Raw genomic sequence first — 21,228 nt, 5'->3', positions numbered from 1 at the left:
TTTCAGTTCAATGATTTCAGATAGTTATTCATCGAAATTCATTGACTGACAAGCGCTGGCAGCTCCTGTTTTTAGCATCAGCGCAGATGCGGTGCCGATCCGGCCAAGGCCTTGGGCCAGAAGGCCCAGAGCTTGAGCGGCTGCTTGATGCGGCCCGCCACATCACCGGCCTCGGCCCCCCAGCCCATGAAATAGTCGGCACGCACGGCGCCCAGAATGGCGCTGCCCGTATCCTGCGCGAACACCAGGCGGTTGAGCGAGACCGTAGGGCCGGGCGTGGACAGCCAGACCGGCGTGCCATAGGGGATGCTGTTGCGATCCACGGCAATGGAGCGGCCCGGCGTCAGCGCCACGCCCTGGGCGCCCTTGGGGCCGAACTGGGCATCGAAGTCATTGAGCGCCTCCTCGCGGAAGAACACATAGCGCGGATTGCTCCAGAGCATCTCGTTGACACGCGAGGGATTGGCGGCAATCCAGGCACTGATGCCGGGCCAGGTGGCATCGCGCACCAGGTTCTGGTCGAGCAGCCAGCGGCCCACGCTCTTGTAGGGCTGATCGTTGGTGCCGGCATAGGCCACGCGGATCATGCGCTGACGGCCGTCGGCCTCGGTCAGCATCAGCCGGCCCGAGCCCTGGATATGCAGCACCAGCATGTCCACCGGGTCGCGCAGCCAGGCAATGGCACGGCCGGCCAGGGCGGCCTGCGCCTCGGAGTTGGTGTCGATCTGCTGGCGCGTGAACCAGGGCTTGCGCTTGCCAAAACCCTGCGGAACCTGATAGATGGGCACGTTGAAACCGTTGCCCTGCACCCGGCGCGCCTCGTACAGAGGCTCGTAATAGGCGGTCAGCATGCCGTCGGGGCTGCCCGTGGTCGCTTCGATGCGATAGGGCTGCAGCGTGTTCATCATCCAGCTGCGCTGCTCGTCTTCCGAGGCAATGCTCAGCCTTCGCACCTCGCCGCACAGATTGGCAAACACGGTGCTGGGACGCTCGCAGTTCTTGATCCAGGCATTCCAGGCCTCGTTCAGGGAATCCTGGGGCACACCGGGCAACTCGCCCCAGTCCACCGCCACCCAGCGGCTTTTAGTCGGTACATTGGCGGTGAACGGCGGCTTGGCTGCGGAAGCCGGCCCGCCATGCGGAGCCATCTCGGGCACCGATGCCGGGTCGTTTTGCTGCTTGGTGGTGGTGCATGCCACCAGGGTTCCTACAATCAGCGCCAGTGAAGCACGGCGCAGGAGATGGAAATTCATGGGTCTGATTTTGCTTGAAGCACTGCTGGCATTGGCCATTTTGGTCGCTATTGTGTGGTGGACCATGTTCTCAGGTCGAAAAAAGGGTGAGTTGCCGGCCCCGGTCGAGCCTGCGCCGCACAAAGAAGTGCTTGCAGACCCCGAACAAGATCGCTCTAATCGAGCTTAGCCCATGGCGCTGCAGCCACTGCAGCGCGGGCTGCATGTGACAATCTTTTGCATCAGAAACCGCTCGCTGGCCCGCGTCCTACTTTTTTTGCCTTCTCTTGGCAGTACGCTCGTGGCCTTGCAGCTTTTACGCGAAGCTGGTTTGCAAGACCCTCCGGGTCGTTTATCAAACTAAGGAGTTTTCTATGCGCAAGCAAATGGCTGTGACGGCCGCTCTGGCCTCTGCATTGTTGATCACCGGCTGCGCCAATACCGGCGGCATGTCGGACACCACGCGTCGTACTGCCACCGGTGCAGGCGTGGGCGCACTGGGCGGCGCTGCCATCGGCGCCATTGCTGGCGGCCATGCCGGCAAGGGTGCACTGATCGGTGCCGGTGTCGGCGCCCTGGGCTCCTATATCTGGTCGCAAAACCTCGAGAAGCAAAAGCGTGAAATGGAAGCCGCGACCCAGGGCACAGGCGTGGGCGTGACACAGACCGCGGACAACCAACTCAAGCTGGACATCCCCAGCGACATCTCCTTTGACACCGGCCGCGCCGACATCAAGGGCAACTTCGCCCCCATCCTCGATCGCTTTGCCGAAGGTCTGCGCAACAACCCCAACGCAGAAGTGCGCATCATCGGTCACACCGACAGCACAGGCTCCGATGCCATCAACAACCCTCTGTCGCTGCAGCGCGCCGAGAGCACCCGCAACTATCTGACATCGCGTGGCGTCAATGGCGCCCGCATCCAGGTGCAGGGCATGGGCTCGCACCAGCCCGTGGCCTCCAATGCCACCAACGAAGGCCGTGCGCGCAACCGCCGCGTGGAAATCTTCGTGGGCGAGCGTGCGCCTCAATAAACCAGCGCGAGACCAGCAAAAAGCCCCGCCAAGCGGGGCTTTTTTCATCTCGGGGAGGCTTGCTTCCGCTCAGGCGTTGCGCAGCAGATTGGCCAGCTCGACGGCCGACTTGACCTGCATCTTGTCGAAGACACGCGCCCGGTGCACTTCCACGGTGCGCACGCTGATATCGAGCTGATCGGCAATCAGCTTGTTCGGCACGCCCTCGACGACCAGCTTCATCACGTCTTTCTCGCGATCGGTGAGCTCGTCCAAGCGACTGCGCACCTCTTCGCGCGCCTGCAAGGCGGCCAGATGCTCGGCGGACAGCGCCAGCGCCTGCTCCACCCGGTCCACCAGCGCGTTGTCGGAAAACGGCTTCTCGCAGAAATCGAAGGCGCCACGCTTGACCGTATCCACGGCCGTCGGCACATCGGCATGGCCGGTCAGAAAGATCACGGGCATGGCCTCGATCTGGCCGCGCTCCAGCATGCGGTTGAACAGCGACAGCCCGCTCATGCCCGTCATGCGCATATCGAGCAGCAGGCAGCAAGGGCGACGCGTCACGGGGCTGGTCTGCAGCACGGCCTGCTCGAATTCTTCGGCGTTGCGATAGCACTCGCTCAGCAATCTGCGCGAACGCAGCAGCCATGCCAATGCCTCTCGGACATCGGCATCGTCGTCCACCACGTAGACGGTAGCGTCGGTTACAGGTTCCATGAAGCCTAGTTCTCTCTGGGTTCCCAGTGGGCCGGAAGCGTGAAGACAAACTCCGTGCCCTGCGGGAGGTGCGGGCGGTAATCAAGGTGACCACCATGTTGCTCCACCACCGTGCGGCACAGACTCAGGCCCAGGCCCATGCCTTCGGTGCGCGTGGTGAAGAAGGGGGTGAACAGCTGCTCGGCGACTTCCGCAGAAATGCCGGCGCCGCAGTCCATGATGGAAAATTCTACCCAACGCGCGTTATTACCGTCAGAACTGCGCCTGACAGCCATGGTCAACACCCTCTCCTTGAGCTCGGGCAGGTCCATGGCCTGCATGCCGTTGCGCGCCAGATTGAGCAGCACCTGCTCGACCATGGTGACATCGCACAGCACCCCCGGCAGATCGGGCTCCAGCTCCAGCTGCACAGTTGCATTGAGCTTGTGCGCCTGCAGATAGACCAGAGGCATGACGGCATCGATCAGCTCCACGGGCTGCACCACCTCTCTGGACTTGTCGCGCCGGCGCACGAAATCGCGCACGCTCTTGATGACCTTGCCTGCGCGGTCGGCCTGAAAACCGATGCGCTCCAAAGCCATGCGCAAGTCCTTGAGATGCGGGACCTGAGGGCCGGTCGGCTCATGCTCCAGCAGATTGAGCGAGCCCGTGGCATAGCTGGAAATGGCGGCCAGCGGCTGTGTCAGCTCATGGCTGAGCATGGAGGCCATCTCGCCCACCGTCGCAAGGCGTGCCGTGGCCTGCAGGCGCTCCTGGGAGGCACGCGACATCTCCTCCATGCGGCGCTGCTCGCTGATATCGATGAAAGCGCTCATCCAGCCCGTGTGCTGGCCCTGGGCGGTGATCAGCGGCGCCTCGAAAATCAGCACTGGAAAGCGCGAGCCGTCCTTGCGCATGAACACGCTCTCGTGGCCCTGACGCGGTGTGGGCAGCAGGCCGGCAAGGCGCTGATCGCGCCGGCTCACATATTCCTGGGCCAGCTCGGGCGGCCAGTAAGGCGCCACATTGAGGCCCAGCAGCTCCTGCGCGCTGAAGCCCACCATATTGCAGAAGGCCGGATTCACATAGGTGATGCGGCCCTGGAGATCGCGTGCACGCATGCCCGTGACCAGAGAGTCCTCCATGGCCTTGCGAAAGGCCAGCGCATCGCCCAGATCGCGCTCCGCCCGCAGGCGGCGGCGGTTGTCGCGCACCAGCACCACCACCACAGTCACCAGCGCGATCGACATGCCGGTCACCAGCGCCGTCATCACATTCGGAAAAACACTGGGCGCGTGATGCCAGCTGTCCATGCGCAGCACCAGGGTGTTGCCCGGCAGATCCAGCAACTGCTGGGCCGTGAACATGCGCGAGCCGCGCCAGGCCGCCCCCACCATGGCCAGACGCGTGCCGTCCGGCTCGGTGAACGAAACCTCCTGGGTGCGCGGCAGGGATTTGCCCACCTGGGCCATCAGAATGCCCTGCAGGCTGTACGTGCCCAGCACATAGCCCACCACATGGCCGTTCTCCGTCAGCGGCATGCAGACCTGCATGGTCTCCGTGCCCAGGCCCTCGCCCAGCAGCTGGAAGCGGCTGGGCGAGTACGATGGCCCGTTGACGCGCCTGGCCTGGGTACAGGTCAGTGCCTCGCCCGAATGCAGCTCGGGCAAATGGCTTTCGTCCTCGACCAGCAAGGTGCGATAAGGCGTCTCGGCATGCTCGATGAGACGCATGTTTTCACCGCGCCATTCGATGCGCATCAGGTCGCGGCGCTGCTGCAGCAGCTCGGTCGCATGCTCGCGCCAGGCGGCATGCTTGCTGCTGTAGGCGCTCAGCGCCAGCAGGTCCTGCAGATTACGGCCCAGCGCTGCACGGATATCGCCGACCGCATTGGCGGTGTCGCGCTCCAGCTTTTCCTGCACCTGCGAGGCCTCATAGCGTCCGGCCAGCCAGACCATGGTGACCAGCATGCTGACCACCAGTGCCACCAGCAAGGTCCATAGCGACCAGCGCTTCCAGGCCATGCGCCAGCGCCGCCAGGGCCAGTGGGCGGGATGGTCCTCGGGCAGTGCGTCAAGAGCGGTATTCAGCGGATCAGTCACAGCACACGATGGGTCAAGGCCGGCAATTGCTGGCGCACCTGCAGCAGGCGGTCACGATTGAGCTCTCCCGCCACCACACCGGTGCCGCTGGCCTGCAGGCCCTGCACCTCGCCCCAGGGGTCGATCAGCAGGCTGTGGCCCCAGGTGCGGCGACCGTTTTCATGCACGCCGCCCTGGCCCGGTGCCAGCACATAGGCCAGGTTCTCTATCGCCCGCGCCCGCAGCAGCACCTCCCAGTGCGCCTGGCCCGTGGTGTAGGTGAAGGCACTTGGCACCAGCAGCAGATCGGCCCCCTGTGCGCTGAGCGCGCGGTACAGCTCGGGAAAGCGAAGGTCATAGCAGACACTCAGGCCCAGGCGCCAACTCACGCCATTTCTGGCCTGTATGTCGCAGACCACGGACTGGCTGCCCGCCTGCACCACGGCGGCCTCGGTATAGCTCTCACGCCCGTTGTCGAACTGAAAGAGGTGGATCTTGTCGTAGCGGGCCACGCATTCGCCCTCGGGCGAATAGACCAGACTGGTGTTGAGCACATGGCTGTCGTCAGCGGCCTGCAGCGGCAGCGTGCCGGCCACCACCCACAGCTGCAGCTGCCTGGCAGCCCCGGCCATGAAGTCCTGGATCGGCCCCTGGCCAAACGCCTCCCGGTAGGCCAGCTTGTCGGTGTCCCTGGCTCCCATGGCACAAAAATACTCGGGCAGCACCACCAGCTCCGCACCCAGGGCGGCAGCCTGCTGCATCAGGCTGCGCGCCTGCGCCAGATTGGCTGCGACGTCCTGACCCGAGACCATTTGTAGAGCGGCAATCTTCATGGCTTCTCCTCTGAGCTTGGAGCGGCGGCGGGCTGCTTGCCGGCATCGTCGGCACCGGCTTTGGGCACACTGCGCCTGGGCAGCTCGGTCACCTGCGGGTCTTCCCAGCTGCCGTGGATATGGAACTCCTTGGTCGTGGCCGCAATCAGCGGGCCACGCAGAATCATCTGTGCCAGAAAGCTGCTCAGCCCCACCACGGGATTGATGGCCGTCGCAACCAGGGAGGCGGACAGGGCGTTGATCTCCGGCACCACCACCACATGCAGGTCCTGGGTTTCCTTGTCGATATCGGCAGAGCCCTCCATCAGCACAGCCGCGTTCACGCCCTTCATCTGCATGTTATTCGTCTTGGCAATGCCGCGCTCTATGGTGACATCGCCTCGCATGAAGTCGAACGAGAAGCCGTTGCGGAACACGTCGCGGAAATCCAGCGTCAGCCGCCTGGGCAAGGACTGCAGGCTGAGCACGCCCAGCAGCTTGGCCAGTCCCGGATCGGCCTTGAGGAACTGGCCTTTTTGCACCTCCAGATGCACGGCGCCGGACATGGTCTTGAACTCCGGCGTCACGGGCGCTCCTGTCCAGCTGATTTCACCCTGCAGCTGGCCCTGTCCATTGGCAACCACGCCAGGCATGTCAAAGCGATTGAGCAGCTTGCCCACATCGCGCAGATTGAGCTGGAACTGCAGCTGGGTCTGCCCCGGGTGCTTTTTGTCACTGGAGCGCAGCCCCCAGGAGCCCTGGGCCGTCAACGTCGCCTCGGGCGTGCTGATATTGAAGCGCGACAGTTGCCATTCGCGCTGCCCCGCGCCGACGGACAGCCCGTGATTGCGCGCCACCACATCCAGCTTGCCCAGCGAACGCCTGCCCAGCTGGAAGTCGTCCACACTGACCTGCAAGGCCGGTAACTCGCGCACATTGCCGGTCTGTTCCGCAGCGGCATCCAGCCCTTCGTCCGGGCCGTCGGGAATGCTCAGACGCGAGAGCTTGGCGATGACAAGGCCGCCCGGCTCCTGCGCAGAGGGCTCTCGGTACTCCACACGCCCTGCCAGCTCGCGTGACTGGATCTGGTTGATCCAGACCTTGCTGGCATGGCTGAGCTGCAGGGATACGTCGTGCAGCGAACGGCCATGGAGCTTCACCTCGCGCGCCTGGAGCGCCAGTTGCTGCGGCACAAACTGGCGCCAGCTCTCTTCCTCGGCACCGGGGCCATTGGCAGCGCCCCCTGCGCCATCGGGCCACAAACGACTCCAGGCATCCAGATCAAGCACCGGCAGTTGCACCCTGGCCTGCAGGCCGGCAGGCGGCAACGTGGCTTCCGCCGTGCCCGACTCCACCAGCTCCAGGCTGCCACGTGTGATGCGGGCCTGAGCCCCGCTGATATCGCGCTCCAGCAAAGCTGCGGCGTGATTGCCCCATTGCACGCCGAACTGATCGGTCAGCGGCTTAGCCACGGCTGGCACCGTGCGGTTGACACGCAAGGCCAGGGAGCTGTCGGCCGCCTTGCCCAAAGGAGCTGGCAACATGACCGCCATGCCCTGCAGGTCGGACTGCAGACTTATTTCCGGCACGCTGTGCAGCACCTTGATCTGCAAGCCATAACGGGCCTGGCCCTGCAGATGCTTGCCCAGAGCCACCAGTTCGCTCATCTCCTTGGCATCACGCAGACCCTGGGCCGTGGCAATACCGTCCACGCGCACTTGCACCGGGGCCGTGGCGGCGTCGGCGGCAGGCTTCATGCCGCCCTCGATGCGCACATCGCCGCCCAGCGCTTTGGCCTGCACGCCCGAGAGCTGAAAGCCGGTCTCCGAAAACTGCACATTGCCGCGCAGTTGGCTGAGTGTGGGCACCTCGGGCATCAGCTGCAGCGTATTGCCCGCCAGCGCCACTTCACCCTGTACCTTGCTGCGCTCCATATGCATGGTGGGCAGATGCAGCCTGAGGCTGAGCTTGGCATTGCCCGTGGCCTTGCTGCCATCCAGAGCATGGGCAGTCAGCGCAGACAGGGCAGAGCCTTGAACCAGGTTCAGCATATCGCCCAGGGCTCCATGAGCCTTGGCGTTGACCTCCACCTCGGTCAGGTTCCAGTCGGCCACTCCGGCCTGCGCTTCATCAACCACGATGGCGGTATGCCCCAGAAAGCCCTTGGCCTTGCGCACCTGCATGGAGTTGCGGTCGAACACCAGCTCGCCCGACAGCTTGGTCAGCGGCGGCCAGGGCTTTTCGCCAGGGCCCAGCAGATAGCCGGGCACAAACTGGTAGTTCACATCATGCACCTGGGCACTGATGTGGAATTCGCCCTTGCCCGGTTTTTCAAACGGCACATGCTCGAGCTCGCCCTTGACGCGGAAGTTCACCGCGCTGGCCTGACCCGTGGTGATGGCCTCGCGCACATAGCGCAGCGCATCGCTGCCCAGATCCTGGGGCAGATAGCGATAAATCCGTTCACCCTTGGCGCGGCTGAGCTGCCCTTGCAGATCCAGCAGTCCCGGAAAGCGCGGCTGCTCCTTGGTCCCAGCACCGGACTGCCAGCTGGCCTGGGCCTGGCCGGCCGTGTCCTCATTGGCGAAACGCAGCCGGGGCACCTGCACCTTGATGGACTGGCCCTTGTCCAGCAGCTGCCAGCGCACCAGGCTGTCGAACTGGTCGAACGGAATATCGGGGTCTTCAAACACTCCGGGGAAGCTCAGCATGGCCTGGCTGGCGGCCGCCGTCTTGGTCAGCGTTGCCTCGCCGCTGTCCTGGTCCAGGCTGAACTTGCCACTCAGCCCCCGCACGCCGGGGATACCAATGCTGTGCGGGCCCTCCTGCGAAGCCTGGGAACGCAAGCCCAGTTGCTCGAAGCGCCCCGAAGCCTTGTACTGGGCCAGCTGCTGCAGAGGTCCGCGCCATGACAGCTTGAGATCACTCAGCTGTCCTGCCGGCGCAAGCGCCTTGAGCTGGGTCTGCACGGCCTGCGGCAGGGGCAGACGCTGCAGCATCTGCGCCGCAATGGCCAGATCGATGCCATCGGCTTGAACCTCGCCATGCTCGCCCTGGCTGCCCTGCTCGGAAGCGCCGGTCGGCACATAGCGCAGGCTGAAGTCGCCTCTGGGCCAGTTCAGGCCGTCATCGGCCGTGAACTGCAATCCCTGGACGGAAAACTGGTAACCATTCTGGTTCTTGGCCCGCAGGCGCCCCCGCAAGGCCTGCAGGGCCAGGGGCTCAGGTCTGTCCCGCCATTGGAGTTGCAACGCCTGTACCGCGACATCGGCCACCCCGCCCACGGGCTGGCCGTGCTCCACATCCAGCCAGGCCCTGACCGAGCCCTTGCCCTGCTGCAGCTTCCAGTCCTGCGGACCCAGATACTGACCCAGATGGGACAGATCGATATGCGTGAAGTCCAGATAAGCCTGTCCGCTCCAGCGCTCCAGACGCCCTTCATGCACCGACAGCAAAGGCTCCTTGAAGTTGCCCATGACCGTAAAGCGCTGGCCCCAGCCCTCTGGCGGCGTGGCATCCAGCCGCAGGGAGTGGTGCCAGCGCTTGTTGCGCAGCACCAGATCCACATCCTGCAGTTGCAAGGGCGCAGCATTGCGCAGCTCGTCCACCCACTGCAGCTTGCCGCTGCGGATGGCGATTTCGGGCTGGGAGAAGATCCAGTCGGAGTCGGTTCCCTGCCCCGGATCGAATGACACGGCAATACCGGCCACAAAGATCTGGCCGTCGGCATCGCGGCGGACCGTCAGATCCGGCCCTTCCAGATATATCTGCTCGATGCCCAGGGTCATCAGCGAATGGGCAGAGACCGCCACCACCACCTTGGGCAGCAGCAAGGCCTCACTCTTGTTCGCAGGGTCATGCAGGACCACGTCGCCCAGCTCGAAAGTCGGCACCAGACCCGAGCGGTAAGCATTCAGCCGGCCAATGGAAACCGGTACACCCAGGCTGCGTGAGGCCAGGGATTCCAGCTCGGGGCGCCACTGTTCGATTCGCGGCACAATCCAGAAATGGAGCCCCCCCCACACGGTGGCCAGCAGCAGCCACAGGCTCAGGACCAGTCCCAGAGACCACCGTGCCAAGCTGGCCAGCCTATGAATTTGGCGAGTTGGGAGTGGTTTCGGTTCGATCATCGGTGGCCTAGCAATGGCAGGAATTATGACCGGCGCCCCCGTGCACGTTTCGGTAACCACACGTTGCCGGGCTGATTACCTGCCTGCCTGACATCATTTTTCACGGTCCGCATGCAGTCCCCAGAGCAAGCAATGGCAGAAAACGCCCTCAATGTTCCTTCCCCGGCCCAGTACTCGCGCTTTGTGCAGCGCCTTCACCGCCGTTACGAGAACTGGTTTGACGCCTTGCCGCCGGGAGCCCCCGACCGGGCCCTGATGGAGCAGGCCCTGGGCACGCTGCAGTCGCGCGGCCTGGACCTCTCCGCGGCGCTGCGCGTGCTGCGCCAGTTGGTGATGGAGCGCATCATCGTGTTGGACTGCGAACAGCAGGCACCTCTCGCCGTGGTGACCAAGGCCGTCACCGAGCTGGCCGAGCTGGCCCTGGATCGCGCCTGCACCCAGGTGCGCGCCGAACTCGACACCCGGCATGGTGCACCTCAAGGACCCGCCGGCCAGGAAGTCCAGTTCTGGGTCATAGGCATGGGCAAGCTAGGTGCCCGCGAGCTCAATGTCTCCAGCGACATCGACCTGATCTACGTCTACGAACATGACGGCGACACCCGGGGCAAGGCCGACGGCCGCGGCGTGATCTCCAACCACGAGTACTTCGGCCGTGCCGTCAAGGGCATCTTCAGCCTGATCGGCGACACCACCGAGCACGGCTTTGTCTTTCGCGTCGACCTGGCTCTGCGGCCCAACGGCAATTCCGGTGCCCCCGCCGTTTCGCTGTCCTCTCTGGAGGAGTATCTACAGATCCACGGCCGGGAGTGGGAGCGCTTTGCCTGGCTCAAGAGCCGCATCGTGGCGCCGCTGGCCGATATCCAGACCCCCAACGTCCAGGCCCTGCGCGGCGTGGTGCTGCCCTTTGTGTTCCGCCGCTATCTGGACTATGCGGTGTTCGACTCGCTGCGCAGCCTGCATCGCCAGATCCGCGACCACGCCTCCAAGCGCAGCGCAGGCCATCCCGAGCGCGCCAACGACGTCAAGCTCTCGCGCGGCGGCATCCGCGAGATCGAATTCATCGTGCAGCTGCTGCAGGTGGTGCGCGGCGGCCAGTTCCCCGAACTGCGCCGCCGCCCCACGCTGGAAGCGCTGCAGCGCCTGGTGCAGGCCAATCTGATGAGCGCCGAAATTGCCGATGCGCTGAGCCGCGCCTACATCTTCTTGCGCCAGGTGGAGCACCGCATCCAGTATCTGGACGATCAGCAGACCCATGTGCTGCCCACACGCGACGATGATCTGCTGTGGATTGCCCGCACCCTGGGCTATGCCGATGCCTGCGGCTTTCTGCACCATCTGGACGAGCACCGCGAACTGGTGGCACAGGAGTTCGACACCTTGCTCGGCGGCGACTCCCAGCAATGCAGCAACGGCCACTGCAATGCCGCCAAGGCTGCGGCAGGCGGACCGCCCACGCCCAGAGACATCGAAGACCTGATCGAGGCCCTGCCTCCCTCGCTGGCCGGGCAGGTCGCCGACTGGCGCAGCAATACCCGCATCAATGGCCTGCGCGACGAGACGCGGGCCCGTTTGTTCAGGCTGGTGGAGCGCACCTCGCAATGGGTGGAAAGCGGCCAGTCCAGCGAAGAAGCTGCCAAACGCTTTCTGCAGTGGCTGGAACCCTTGCTGCGCCGCGAAAGCTACCTCGCCTTGCTGCTGGAACGCCCGGCAGTTCACGAGAGGTTGCTACATCTTTTGGGAGCTGCACGCTGGCCTGCACGTTACCTGCAGCAACACCCCGGGGTGATCGACGAGCTGGCCAGCGATGCCATCCTCAAGGAGCGCTTTGTTGCAGCAGACTTCGAGCACGAGCTGGCCATGCGCCTGGCCGCCCTGCAGTCCACGGGCGAGGACGACGATGAAACCCTGCTCAATCTGCTGCGCCGCGCCCACCATGCCGAAGTCTTCCGCACCCTGGCGCGCGATATCGAAGGCCGCATTACCGTAGAGCAAGTGGCCGACGACCTCAGCGCCCTGGCCGACAGCGTGCTGCGCATCACGGCCCAATGGTGCTGGAGCCGGCTCAAGAACCGCCATCGCGATACGCCACGTTTCGGCATCGTGGGCTACGGCAAGCTGGGCGGCAAGGAGCTCGGCTACGGCAGCGATCTGGACATCGTCTTCGTCTTCGATGACGACGATGACCGCGCGCCCGAGGTCTACGCGGCCTATGTGCGCAAGCTCATCAACTGGCTGACCGTCAAGACCGGTGAAGGCGATCTGTTCGAGATCGACACCGCGCTGCGCCCCAACGGCAACTCGGGCCTGCTGGTGACCAGCTTCGAGTCCTATGCCAATTACCAGCAGCAGCGCGGCAGCAACACCGCCTGGACCTGGGAACACCAGGCCATGACGCGTGCCCGCTTTGTGCTTGGCAGCCGCGACTTTCCCTCGCCTGCAGGCGAGCCTGCGACCGATCTGCACCTGCATCAGCGCTTTGATGCGGTGCGCGAAGCCGTCATCACCGCGCCGCGCGATGCCGCTGCTCTGCGCAACGAGATTGAAACCATGCGTGAGCGGGTGCGCGGCGCCCACCCGGTACGCGGCGGCCTGTTTGACGTCAAACACAGCCCCGGCGGCATGGTGGATGTGGAATTTGCCGTGCAGTACCTGGTGCTTGCCGAATCCGGCGCGCACCGCGAGCTGATCGCCAATGTGGGCAATATCGCCTTGCTGCAGCGCGCCGAAGACGCGGGCCTGCTGCCCAAGACAGTGGGCTATGAAGCAGCCAAGGCCTACCGCGAGCTGCGCCGCCTGCAACACGTGGCAAGACTGGATGAGCGTTCCGGACAGCTGGAACCAGAGCAGGCCCAGGCCCAGCGTGAAGCGGTACTCAAGCTCTGGACTGCGGTGTTCGGGCCTGTCGACTCAGCGCAAAGCAGCTAACTGTCTCAAGGGACCGGAGATTGGTGAGTACCTGCTTTTCGAAGCACTGGCAGCATCCATCAAGATTTGCCTACAGGCATTGCCAAACTGTTACAAAAATGAAACCCACGGGGGCTGGAACTTCTGCAACAGTGTCTTATCTGATAGTCAAGTGCAATGAACTGACAGGTCTGCATTCACCAATTTCCAGTTGCGAAGCCCTTGGGTACGCCCATTGAACAATCCCCGGAGCGCTTCTCCTCCCTCCCTCTCTTAATTCGTTTCGGGATGCTTCGCAGCTTTTTTATGCCCCAAAAAAGGCCACTTTCGAGTGGCCTTTTCTTTGACGGCATGCTGTCACTCAGTGGGGCACGGTGTTCACAAAGCTGGGGCGTGCCGCCAGCTTGATCAGCAAGGCGGCCAGATTCGGATGCTCGGCGCGCCAATCCATCTCGGGAAAGCGGAAATCCAGCCAGGCCAGGGCACAGCCGACGCTGATATCGGCCAGCGTCAGATGCGTGCCTCCGCAGCAAAACGGCTTCTCGCCCAGGCCCTGAGACATGACCTTGAGCGCGGCCTGGACCTTGCCCATCTGGCGGTCCATCCAGGCCTGGCTGCGCTGCTCTGCGCTGCGGCCGGGCCAAGTGGCCTCCAGCCGCACCAGAACCGCAGCGTCCAGCATGCCGTCAGCCAGGGCCTCCCAGGTCTTGACCTCGGCGCGCTCGCGGCCCGTGCCCGGAATCAGCTTGCCAACCGGCGAAAGTGTGTCCAGATATTCGACGATAACGCGCGAATCGAACATGGCCTCCGTGCCGTCCATCACCAGACGCGGCACCTTGCCCAGAGGATTGCCCGTCCCCGGCGCAAGCGCTTCCTCCCAGGGGTTTTCTTCGACGAATTGATAGTCCAGCTTCTTTTCGGCCAGCACGACGCGGACTTTGCGCACAAAGGGGCTGGTGGTGGAGCCTATTAGTTTCATAGCAGCGGTTCCATGACACGAGTCACCGGCGACGGGCCGGTGCGATGATTCTATGCGCTGGCATGGCGGCACGGCTGCCGCCGCAAAGGGCCGGCATGCATGCCGGCCGCGGCCGCCGAGCAACCCAGCGCGGCGTGCGACTGATGCAGCGCACCTACAATTGCGCCACCATGAACCTGTCCTCCCTCACCGCCATCTCTCCCTTGGACGGCCGCTACGCCGCCAAGCTGTCCGCACTGCGCCCCATCATGAGCGAATACGGCTATATGCACCGCCGTGTTCAGGTCGAGGTGACCTGGTTCATCGCCCTGTCCGATGCCGGCTTTGCCGAATTCCCCGCGCTGTCGGCCGAATCGCGCGACTATCTGCACGCGCTGGTCGCCAACTTCTCCGAAGCCGACGCAGACGCCATCAAGGCCATCGAAAAGACCACCAACCACGACGTGAAGGCCGTGGAGTACTGGATCAAGTCCAAGTTCGATGGCCGCGCCGAGCTGCAAAAGGCCGCCGAGTTCGTGCACTTTGCCTGCACCAGCGAAGACATCAACAACACCAGCCACGCGCTGCAGATCCGCGTCGGCCGCGACACCGTGCTGCTGCCCGCCATCGACGGCATCATCGCCAAGCTGCGCGAGATGGCCCACCTCTACGCCGAAGTGCCCATGCTCAGCCGCACGCACGGCCAGACCGCCTCTCCCACCACCGTGGGCAAGGAACTGGCCAATGTGGTCGTGCGTCTGCAAAAGGCCGCTGCCAACATCGCCGGTGTGAAGATTCTGGGCAAGATGAACGGCGCCGTGGGCAACTACAACGCCCACCTGTCGGCCTGGCCCGAGTTCGACTGGGAAGCCTTCAGCCAGAACGTGGTGGAATCCGCCGAGCCCAAGGGTCTGGGCATCAGCTTCCAGCCCTACTCCATCCAGATCGAGCCCCATGACTACATGGCCGAGCTGTTTGACGCCATGGCTCGCACCAACACCATCCTGATCGACCTGTCGCGCGACATCTGGGGCTATGTGTCCCTGGGCTTCTTCAAGCAGCGCCTGAAGGCCGGCGAGATCGGCTCGTCCACCATGCCCCACAAGGTCAATCCCATCGACTTCGAGAACTGCGAAGGCAATCTGGGCATGGCCAACGCCATGCTCAAGCATCTGGCCGAGAAGCTGCCCATCAGCCGCTGGCAGCGTGACCTGACCGACTCCACCGTGCTGCGCAACATCGGCGTCGCCTTTGGCTACACCACGCTGGCCTACGCTTCGCTGATGACCGGCCTGAACAAGCTGGAGCTCAATGAAGAGCGCCTGCAGGAAGACCTGAACCACGCCTGGGAAGTGCTGGCCGAGCCCATCCAGACCGTGATGCGCCGCTATGGCGTGCAGGGCGCCTACGAAAAGCTCAAGGAAGTCACGCGCGGCAAGACCGTGCTGGCCGAAGACCTGCACCGCCTGATCAACGGTCTGGAAATCCCCCAGGCCGACAAGGACCGTCTGCTGGCCATGACGCCAGCCTCCTACATCGGCAAGGCTGCCGAGCTGGCCAAGCGCGTTTGAACCGCAAGTTTGATCCGCAAAAAGGATAGCTGCTAGCGCTTGATACTCAAGCTTTTCAGCATCAAAGAGCTGCCAAAGCCAATGTTTATTGGCGCTGGCAGCTCTTGTTTTTGATAGTTTTCAAAAGGACTGCCTGCGGGCAGCACCGCCATGGCCATCAAGTCCACCATCTTCAAAGCCAATCTGTCGATTGCCGACATCGACCACAACTACTACGCCGACCACAATCTGACGCTGGCGCGCCATCCCAGCGAAACAGATGACCGCATGATGGTGCGCCTGGTGGCCCTGGCGCTGAACGCCTGGAAGCTGCAGGACCTGTGCAATGGTGACGGCACGCTGGGCTTTGGCATCGGCTTGTCCGACCCTGATGATCCGGACGTGCACATCACCGACTACACCGGCCAGAAGCGCCTGTGGATCGAAGTCGGCCAGCCCGACGAAAAGCCCATCACCAAGGCCTGCAACAAGTCGGACCATATGCTGGTCTACCCCTTCAACCACGCCGCCCATGTCTGGTGGAAGGGTCTGGAAGGCAAGCTGGCCCGCCAGAGCAAGCTGGAAGTGCATTACATCGACTCGGAAGTGGCCCAGCAACTGGGTGCGCTGGCCGAGCGCAGCATGCAACTGCAGGCCACGATTCAGGAAGGCCAGCTCACGCTGTCCAGCAATCTGGGCACGGTGTTTGTCGAGCCCACGCGCTGGAAATAAGCTTCAGAAACTCTGGCCGCGCCGCTCCGCCGCGCGCTCCGCATAGCGGTTGAAGCGCCAGGAATCGCCCTCGACCGTGATGCGACGCCATACGGCCCGCTTCTCGGCGGGCTCCATGGCCGTCCAGTACTGCACCTCGTCGAAACTGCGGCCGCAGCCCTTGCATTTCTCGTCGCCCTGACTGGTGGAGCAGATGGCAATGCAAGGCGTATCGGGCATGGTGTCGAACCAGGCCAGCCAGGCAGCCATGGCATGTGACGGAAAGCCCTCCACCGCCACCTCGGACTCGCAGGCATGAATCATCAGCGCATACACCTCGGCCAGAGCCTTCACCTCGGGTGCCAGCAGCACGCCGTCGGGCGATGGAGCACGGCCTCGCCAGTAATTGATGGCAGCTTCGATGTCGGTGATGTGAATGGCAGTCATGGAGCAGGCATCATAAGCCGCTGCCATGAGGCCTGCGTCAGCAAGGTTGCTTCTTTTTTGGTAGCTGCCTGTGTTGTGTGCAAAGGCGCTGCAAGGCAGCTGCTCAATATAAAACCTGTGAACTAGATGGGGTTTGAAACTTGAAATCCCATGCCTGCTGTGTTGAAATGCGCAGCTTCGAAGGGGAGTAGCTTATCGGGCGCATGTTTTGCGTCATGAGCGGATGGTCGTCAATACGAAGCGCAAGCTTCCGGCCATACGGTTTGCAGCCAGGCTGCAATCGAGCAAGACCTTTGATAGGCCGATGACGGTCAATCAAAGTGTCTGCCCCTGCACGATTCCTCGCGCGGGTTTGCGCTTCGACTTACGTCACCTTGGTCTTCACCCGCTGGCGTCAAGTGCCAAACCTATGCAGACTGCACCAGCGGCATTCCACAACGAGGAAAAATCACATGGATCTGGACTTTCTGACCCACACGCCCTTCTGGATTGCGCTGGGCCAAATCATCATCATCGACATCCTGCTAGGCGGCGACAACGCGGTCGTGATCGCACTGGCCTGCCGCAAGCTGCCACCCGAGCAGCGTCGCAAGGGCATCATCTACGGTACTGCCGGTGCCATCGTCCTGCGCATCATCCTGATCGCCTTTGCCATGGTGCTGCTGCAGCTGCCGTTCCTGAAGGTCGTGGGTGCCATACTGCTGATCTGGATCGGTATCAAGCTGATTGCTCCCGATGACGAAGGTCACGACAACATCGAAGGCAGCGACAAGCTGTTTGCCGCCATCAAGACCATCATCGTCGCCGACCTGGTGATGTCCGTGGACAACGTGATCGCCATCGCCGGCGCAGCCCAGAGCTCGGGCGACCACCAGATGCTGCTGATCGTGCTGGGTCTGCTGATTTCCGTGCCCATCATCGTCTGGGGCTCGCAGCTGGTCATCAAGCTGATGGAGCGCTTCCCCATGATCATCGTGGCCGGCGGCATGCTGCTGGGCTGGATCGCGGGCGGCATGTTCGTGACCGACCCCGTGTTCGTGAACACCGACAAGTGGCTGTGGATGCCCAAGCTGGGCACGACCGATGCACAAGGTCTGGCCGAGATCTCCAAGACCCTGTACTGGGCAGCCCATATCGGCGGCGCGCTGCTGGTTCTGGCCCTGGGCAAGTTCATTGCCAGCCGCCGCCCCGCGGTTGCAGCCCACTAAGTCTGGAAAACCCAGCAATTCGTGAAGGAATGCGGGAACTGACCGCAGCCTTCACGACTCACAATAGAAACAAGTCGGCACATTCCTACAGATGTGCCGCATTCTTCAACCTTCGTTCCCGTTAGGACGCACTTTGAACCCCATCATTGTTTACGTGGATGACGCCACATACGCCCAGCCTATGCTCGAGGCACTGGCGGGATCGAGCCAGGCGGCTTCCTCCCACTGGTTGCTGGTGGCCTGTGCTCCGCGCATGACCCACCGTGTGAGCAAATGGGTCAGCCATCGCGCTCGCGAGAACTGGCGCGGCAAATGGGCAGACAAGCTGTTTGCGGCGCTGATGCCCGTGATGGCGACGACAGGAGGCAAGGTCACCGCCGTGCTGGCCAAGGGCCCGCTGACCGAGCTGGTCGCCGAGTTGCAACAGGAACATGGCGCAGCGCAGATCATCGACGCCCGCCGCCCCAAGCAGGAGGTCGTGCAAGCCGCTCCCGTCAAGGCCAATGCCAAGACAGGCGCCACCGGTGGCCGCTGGAATCTGCCCGGCACCATGGCGGCGATTGCCGCCATGATGGGCTTTGTGATCGACGACTCGCTCTCGATTTAAGAGCTTCAAGCACTCTCAAAATAAGCCTTGCGCGGCCAACACCTCGCAAGGCTTTTTTTATGCTGTGCCGCGATGAGCGCAGACACGGCCTGCTGCTATGCTGGTCAGCATGAAAATCCTCGTCAAATGGCTTCTTTGCGCGGCGGCTCTTCTCGCGGTCGCCTATGTCTACAGCGGCGTACAGGTACAGAGCTTCGGCTCGGCCATGATTGCGGCCCTGGTCATCGGCCTGCTCAACACCATCATTCGCCCCATCCTGGTGATACTGACGCTGCCCGTGACCATCATCACCGTGGGCCTGTTCCTGCTGGTGGTCAACGGCCTGATGTTCTGGATGGCCTCCGGCATCCTCGGCGGCTTCCATGTCACCGGCTTCTGGGCCGCCATGCTGGGTGCGCTGATCTACTCGGTACTGGGCCTACTTATTGACCGCCTTGTCGCGCAGCTGTTCCCGGAGTAACTCTTCCACGGCACGCAAACGCGTGTCGATGATGGAAGCCTCGAAGTAATCGGCACTGGCGCCGGCCTTGCGGGCCAGATCCTGCGCGGCCTTGAAGCGATCCACCGCTGCCGCGTAGTCATAGTGCGCCACCTGGGCCTCTGCTTCGGCCCGCAGGGCGCGCATCTCCTGGCCCTGGCTGCGCCACACGCGCGCCAGCGTCTGCCAGGCCGAGCCATCGCGCGGATGGTCCGTCACCCAGGTCTGCAGGGGGCTGGCCATGGATCCAGCCTGGTTGAGCCTGAGCAGGATTTCCGTCTTGAGCAACAGCTCTGGCCTGCGTGGTGCGACCTGCTCCACCACGTCAATCGTGGCCAGGCTTGGCCCGGCCTCACGCGGCCCGGCCTCGCGCGGCCCGGCCAGATTGCCGCTGGCCATGACCCTGGGCGCCGCCTGGGGGGCATTGCCGGACTGCAGCGGCAAAGCCGCCAAGGCCGCCTGCGGGTTGTCTGCCTTGAATTCAAGCTCGGCATTCAGCCATCTGGCTTGAATATTCGCTGGTGCGTTGCCCGCCGTCGCCGCGAGCAGCCGCTGCGCCATCTCGCGCGCCAGCGGCCAGTCGCGCAGATACATGGCACTGAGCGTCGCGGCATAGAGCTGAGCGACCTGCTCCAACTGGCTCAGGCTGGAAAAACTGCCGGAACGCGGCAGCGTGGCCCACTGGCGACGTACCTCGACACCGGGGTTGGAGATCACACGGGCGCGGGCCGCCATCATCACATGCTCCAGCGTCGGCACGGGGTCGGCCGCACGCTTGCCGGGCGGAATGCGCGAATCCATGTCCGCGATACGCTGGGTAGTCAGCGGGTGGCTGCGCAGATAGGGCCAGCTGCCGTTGTCATTGAGCCGGCTGGCCTGCTGCAGCTTGCCGAACATGCTCACAAAACCCTGGGGGGCAAAGCCCGCGGGAGACATCAGGCTGTAACCCATGCGGTCCGCCTCGCTCTCCATGGCGCGCGAGAAGTTCAGCTGGTTTTGCATCACCGCCGCCGGACCGCCCATCATGATGGCCATGGCTGCATCGGGGCTGCGCGTGGCCGCCAGGGCGCCCAGCAGCATGGAAGCCAGCATCAGCGGCGTCTGCTTGCCTTGCTGCGCCATCATGCGGGCAATGTGGCGCTGGGTGATGTGACTGGTTTCATGGGCAATGACCGAGGCCAGCTCATCGCCGCTGCTGACCACGCCGATCAGACCCAGATAGACGCCCATATAGCCGCCGGGCAGTGCAAACGCGTTGACCTGGCGGTCCTTGCCCAGGAGCAGCGTCCAGGCAAAGCGCTCCTCCAGCTCGGGCGACAGCTCGCCATTCTTGCGCGCCGCATCCTGCAGGTGCAGCCAGATGCCTTCCACATATTCCTGCAGCACCGGGTCGTCCAGATAGTCCGGATCGCGGTACAGCTCGCGGACGATGGAATCGCCCAGACGCCGCTCCTCGCCCGTGGTCAGCGACGATGCGCCGTCGCCCAGGGTCGGCAAACCCGCCGCCTGCGCAGAGGAAGCCAATGGGGATACGGCCTGAATAGCTATCAAAACAGAAGCTGTCAGCGCTTTTAGAATATGAACTGTACGCAGTTTTGGCATCAAAAATGGCATGGCAATCACAGCATTGCCGACATACGGATCCTCCATATGCCGACCGTTCCACACCCCACTATGATGCCTTGATTGATGGATGCGGCGAGATGCCCGCCTGTGATGCCCAGGTATAGCCGCCACCCACCACCCGCTCAACCCTGATTGCGCCGCAGAGCCGAACCCGTCTGCAGCCGGAAAGAACCGCCATGTCCTCTCTTACCCACTTCGACGCCCAGGGCCAGGCCCATATGGTGGACGTTGGAGCAAAGCCCAGCACCCACCGCATCGCCGTCGCCGAAGGCCGCATCACCATGAAGCCCGAGACCCTGGCCATTGTGCAGGCCGGCACGGCCAAAAAAGGCGACGTGCTGGGCGTGGCCCGCATCGCCGCCATCATGGCCGCCAAAAAGACCAGCGACCTCATCCCGCTTTGCCACCCCCTGGCCCTGACCCGCGTTGCCGTGGAGTTCGAGCTGGAGCCCGAATCCAGCTCCATTCTCTGCACCGCCACCGTCGAGCTAAAAGGCCAGACCGGCGTGGAAATGGAAGCCCTGACCGCCGTGCAGGTCGGCTTGCTGACTATCTACGATATGTGCAAGGCGGTGGATAAGGGGATGGTGATGGGGGGAGTCAGGGTGTTAGAGAAGCAGGGGGGGAAGTCGGGGGATTGGGTCGCCTGAATCCTTACCCAGTACAAACTCAAACAAACTTGAGCGAATGATACTCGATGTGCGCTTGCAATATGGGATACAGCTTCCTTTCTTCACCATTAGGAACGGTTGCAAGGGTGAGGTCCCACTGT

At 63.4% G+C, this 21,228-nt stretch carries 17 protein-coding genes; 9 read left to right on the top strand and 8 right to left on the bottom strand.

The genetic code is table 11. The annotated features are described in order from the left end of the window. Nucleotides 1-77 precede the first annotated feature (77 nt). Complete coding sequence (locus tag AAIL66_RS16500; RefSeq protein WP_003066801.1) at nucleotides 78-1,253, bottom strand: MltA domain-containing protein; 1,176 nt, start codon at nucleotides 1,251-1,253, stop codon at nucleotides 78-80. Between AAIL66_RS16500 and AAIL66_RS16495 the strand changes: the two genes are divergently transcribed. Together AAIL66_RS16495 and AAIL66_RS16490 are read left to right on the top strand one after the other, a co-directional pair. Then, nucleotides 1,252-1,422, top strand: a complete 171-nt coding sequence (locus AAIL66_RS16495; protein WP_003072234.1) for a hypothetical protein — start codon at nucleotides 1,252-1,254, stop codon at nucleotides 1,420-1,422. The two genes, AAIL66_RS16500 and AAIL66_RS16495, sit on opposite strands and share 2 nt — an antisense overlap. A 184-nt stretch (nucleotides 1,423-1,606) precedes the next feature. Further along, entirely contained in the window at nucleotides 1,607-2,266 is a 660-nt protein-coding gene (locus tag AAIL66_RS16490) for an OmpA family protein (RefSeq protein WP_003066797.1), read from the top strand. Between the two features lie 69 nt (nucleotides 2,267-2,335). Here AAIL66_RS16490 and AAIL66_RS16485 read toward each other — a convergent pair whose 3' ends face one another. Genes AAIL66_RS16485 through AAIL66_RS16470 form a run of 4 tightly spaced genes read right to left on the bottom strand, consistent with a single transcriptional unit; the run spans nucleotide 2,336 to nucleotide 9,916 of the window. Continuing rightward, nucleotides 2,336-2,965: a response regulator gene (locus tag AAIL66_RS16485; RefSeq protein ID WP_003066795.1), complete on the bottom strand. Its 630-nt coding sequence runs from the start codon at nucleotides 2,963-2,965 to the stop codon at nucleotides 2,336-2,338. Nucleotides 2,966-2,970: 5 nt separating this feature from the next. Further along, nucleotides 2,971-5,046: a PAS domain S-box protein gene (locus AAIL66_RS16480; RefSeq protein ID WP_034351024.1), complete on the bottom strand. Its 2,076-nt coding sequence runs from the start codon at nucleotides 5,044-5,046 to the stop codon at nucleotides 2,971-2,973. Then, nucleotides 5,043-5,858, bottom strand: a complete 816-nt coding sequence (locus AAIL66_RS16475) for a carbon-nitrogen hydrolase family protein (protein WP_343497245.1) — start codon at nucleotides 5,856-5,858, stop codon at nucleotides 5,043-5,045. Before AAIL66_RS16475 ends, AAIL66_RS16480 begins: the two co-directional genes overlap by 4 nt. Beyond that, complete coding sequence (locus tag AAIL66_RS16470) at nucleotides 5,855-9,916, bottom strand: YhdP family protein (RefSeq protein ID WP_343497244.1); 4,062 nt, start codon at nucleotides 9,914-9,916, stop codon at nucleotides 5,855-5,857. The genes AAIL66_RS16475 and AAIL66_RS16470 overlap by 4 nt, the downstream gene beginning before the upstream one ends. 183 nt (nucleotides 9,917-10,099) lie before the next feature. Here AAIL66_RS16470 and glnE point away from each other — a divergent pair, with 183 nt between their 5' ends. Then, nucleotides 10,100-12,892, top strand: a complete 2,793-nt coding sequence (glnE, locus tag AAIL66_RS16465) for a bifunctional [glutamate--ammonia ligase]-adenylyl-L-tyrosine phosphorylase/[glutamate--ammonia-ligase] adenylyltransferase (protein WP_343497243.1) — start codon at nucleotides 10,100-10,102, stop codon at nucleotides 12,890-12,892. A gap of 340 nt (nucleotides 12,893-13,232) precedes the next feature. On the opposite strand, the gene AAIL66_RS16460 is transcribed toward glnE, so the two are convergent. After that, on the bottom strand, nucleotides 13,233-13,850 hold the full coding sequence (locus tag AAIL66_RS16460) for a glutathione S-transferase C-terminal domain-containing protein (RefSeq protein ID WP_012840344.1): 618 nt from the start codon (nucleotides 13,848-13,850) through the stop codon (nucleotides 13,233-13,235). 170 nt (nucleotides 13,851-14,020) lie between these two features. On the opposite strand from AAIL66_RS16460, the gene purB reads away from it, so the two are divergent. Together purB and AAIL66_RS16450 are read left to right on the top strand one after the other, a co-directional pair. Then, the gene (gene purB, locus AAIL66_RS16455; protein ID WP_003066783.1) at nucleotides 14,021-15,400 is read left to right on the top strand and encodes an adenylosuccinate lyase; all 1,380 of its coding nucleotides are present in this window, start codon (nucleotides 14,021-14,023) and stop codon (nucleotides 15,398-15,400) included. Nucleotides 15,401-15,550: 150 nt separating this feature from the next. Beyond that, a complete protein-coding gene (locus AAIL66_RS16450) occupies nucleotides 15,551-16,111 on the top strand; it encodes a YaeQ family protein (protein ID WP_003072218.1) in 561 nt (186 codons plus the stop codon). A gap of 3 nt (nucleotides 16,112-16,114) precedes the next feature. Here the strand turns inward: AAIL66_RS16450 and AAIL66_RS16445 are convergent, their stop codons facing one another. Next, nucleotides 16,115-16,564 carry a DUF3717 domain-containing protein gene (locus AAIL66_RS16445; RefSeq protein ID WP_034351032.1) on the bottom strand — a complete coding sequence of 150 codons (450 nt, stop codon included), beginning with the start codon at nucleotides 16,562-16,564 and terminating at the stop codon, nucleotides 16,115-16,117. Nucleotides 16,565-16,989: 425 nt separating this feature from the next. Between AAIL66_RS16445 and AAIL66_RS16440 the strand changes: the two genes are divergently transcribed. The 3 genes from AAIL66_RS16440 (at nucleotide 16,990) to AAIL66_RS16430 (ending at nucleotide 18,812) form a co-directional block, all read left to right on the top strand. After that, a complete protein-coding gene (locus AAIL66_RS16440) occupies nucleotides 16,990-17,745 on the top strand; it encodes a TerC family protein (protein ID WP_034351034.1) in 756 nt (251 codons plus the stop codon). A gap of 133 nt (nucleotides 17,746-17,878) precedes the next feature. Then, complete coding sequence (locus tag AAIL66_RS16435; protein ID WP_034351037.1) at nucleotides 17,879-18,352, top strand: hypothetical protein; 474 nt, start codon at nucleotides 17,879-17,881, stop codon at nucleotides 18,350-18,352. A gap of 109 nt (nucleotides 18,353-18,461) precedes the next feature. After that, nucleotides 18,462-18,812 (top strand): phage holin family protein, encoded by a 351-nt coding sequence (locus AAIL66_RS16430; RefSeq protein ID WP_034348032.1) that lies wholly within the window; start codon nucleotides 18,462-18,464, stop codon nucleotides 18,810-18,812. Here the strand turns inward: AAIL66_RS16430 and AAIL66_RS16425 are convergent. Further along, complete coding sequence (locus AAIL66_RS16425; RefSeq protein ID WP_343497242.1) at nucleotides 18,771-20,432, bottom strand: M48 family metalloprotease; 1,662 nt, start codon at nucleotides 20,430-20,432, stop codon at nucleotides 18,771-18,773. The genes AAIL66_RS16430 and AAIL66_RS16425 overlap by 42 nt on opposite strands. Before the next feature lie 200 nt (nucleotides 20,433-20,632). On the opposite strand from AAIL66_RS16425, the gene moaC reads away from it, so the two are divergent. Further along, on the top strand, nucleotides 20,633-21,106 hold the full coding sequence (moaC, locus tag AAIL66_RS16420; RefSeq protein ID WP_343497241.1) for a cyclic pyranopterin monophosphate synthase MoaC: 474 nt from the start codon (nucleotides 20,633-20,635) through the stop codon (nucleotides 21,104-21,106). The last annotated feature ends 122 nt before the right edge of the window (nucleotides 21,107-21,228 follow it).

Source organism: Comamonas sp. F1-6 (assembly GCF_039581415.1).
In the GTDB taxonomy this organism is placed as follows: Bacteria; Pseudomonadota; Gammaproteobacteria; order Burkholderiales; family Burkholderiaceae_C; genus Comamonas; species Comamonas thiooxydans.
Note: the sequence above shows the minus strand (reverse complement) of the source record. Positions and strands in the feature narration are given on the sequence as shown.

What these genes read in the sequence shown, in the direction of transcription:
- AAIL66_RS16495 (WP_003072234.1), top strand. Translation starts at nt 1,252, where the DNA reads ATGGGTCTGATTTTGCTTGAAGCACTGCTGGCATTGGCCATTTTGGTC.
- AAIL66_RS16500 (WP_003066801.1), bottom strand. Translation starts at nt 1,253, where the DNA reads ATGAATTTCCATCTCCTGCGCCGTGCTTCACTGGCGCTGATTGTAGGA.
- AAIL66_RS16490 (WP_003066797.1), top strand. Translation starts at nt 1,607, where the DNA reads ATGCGCAAGCAAATGGCTGTGACGGCCGCTCTGGCCTCTGCATTGTTG.
- AAIL66_RS16485 (WP_003066795.1), bottom strand. Translation starts at nt 2,965, where the DNA reads ATGGAACCTGTAACCGACGCTACCGTCTACGTGGTGGACGACGATGCC.
- AAIL66_RS16475 (WP_343497245.1), bottom strand. Translation starts at nt 5,858, where the DNA reads ATGAAGATTGCCGCTCTACAAATGGTCTCGGGTCAGGACGTCGCAGCC.
- glnE (WP_343497243.1), top strand. Translation starts at nt 10,100, where the DNA reads ATGGCAGAAAACGCCCTCAATGTTCCTTCCCCGGCCCAGTACTCGCGC.
- AAIL66_RS16460 (WP_012840344.1), bottom strand. Translation starts at nt 13,850, where the DNA reads ATGAAACTAATAGGCTCCACCACCAGCCCCTTTGTGCGCAAAGTCCGC.
- purB (WP_003066783.1), top strand. Translation starts at nt 14,021, where the DNA reads ATGAACCTGTCCTCCCTCACCGCCATCTCTCCCTTGGACGGCCGCTAC.
- AAIL66_RS16450 (WP_003072218.1), top strand. Translation starts at nt 15,551, where the DNA reads ATGGCCATCAAGTCCACCATCTTCAAAGCCAATCTGTCGATTGCCGAC.
- AAIL66_RS16445 (WP_034351032.1), bottom strand. Translation starts at nt 16,564, where the DNA reads ATGGCAGCGGCTTATGATGCCTGCTCCATGACTGCCATTCACATCACC.
- AAIL66_RS16440 (WP_034351034.1), top strand. Translation starts at nt 16,990, where the DNA reads ATGGATCTGGACTTTCTGACCCACACGCCCTTCTGGATTGCGCTGGGC.
- AAIL66_RS16430 (WP_034348032.1), top strand. Translation starts at nt 18,462, where the DNA reads ATGAAAATCCTCGTCAAATGGCTTCTTTGCGCGGCGGCTCTTCTCGCG.
- AAIL66_RS16425 (WP_343497242.1), bottom strand. Translation starts at nt 20,432, where the DNA reads ATGCCAAAACTGCGTACAGTTCATATTCTAAAAGCGCTGACAGCTTCT.
- moaC (WP_343497241.1), top strand. Translation starts at nt 20,633, where the DNA reads ATGTCCTCTCTTACCCACTTCGACGCCCAGGGCCAGGCCCATATGGTG.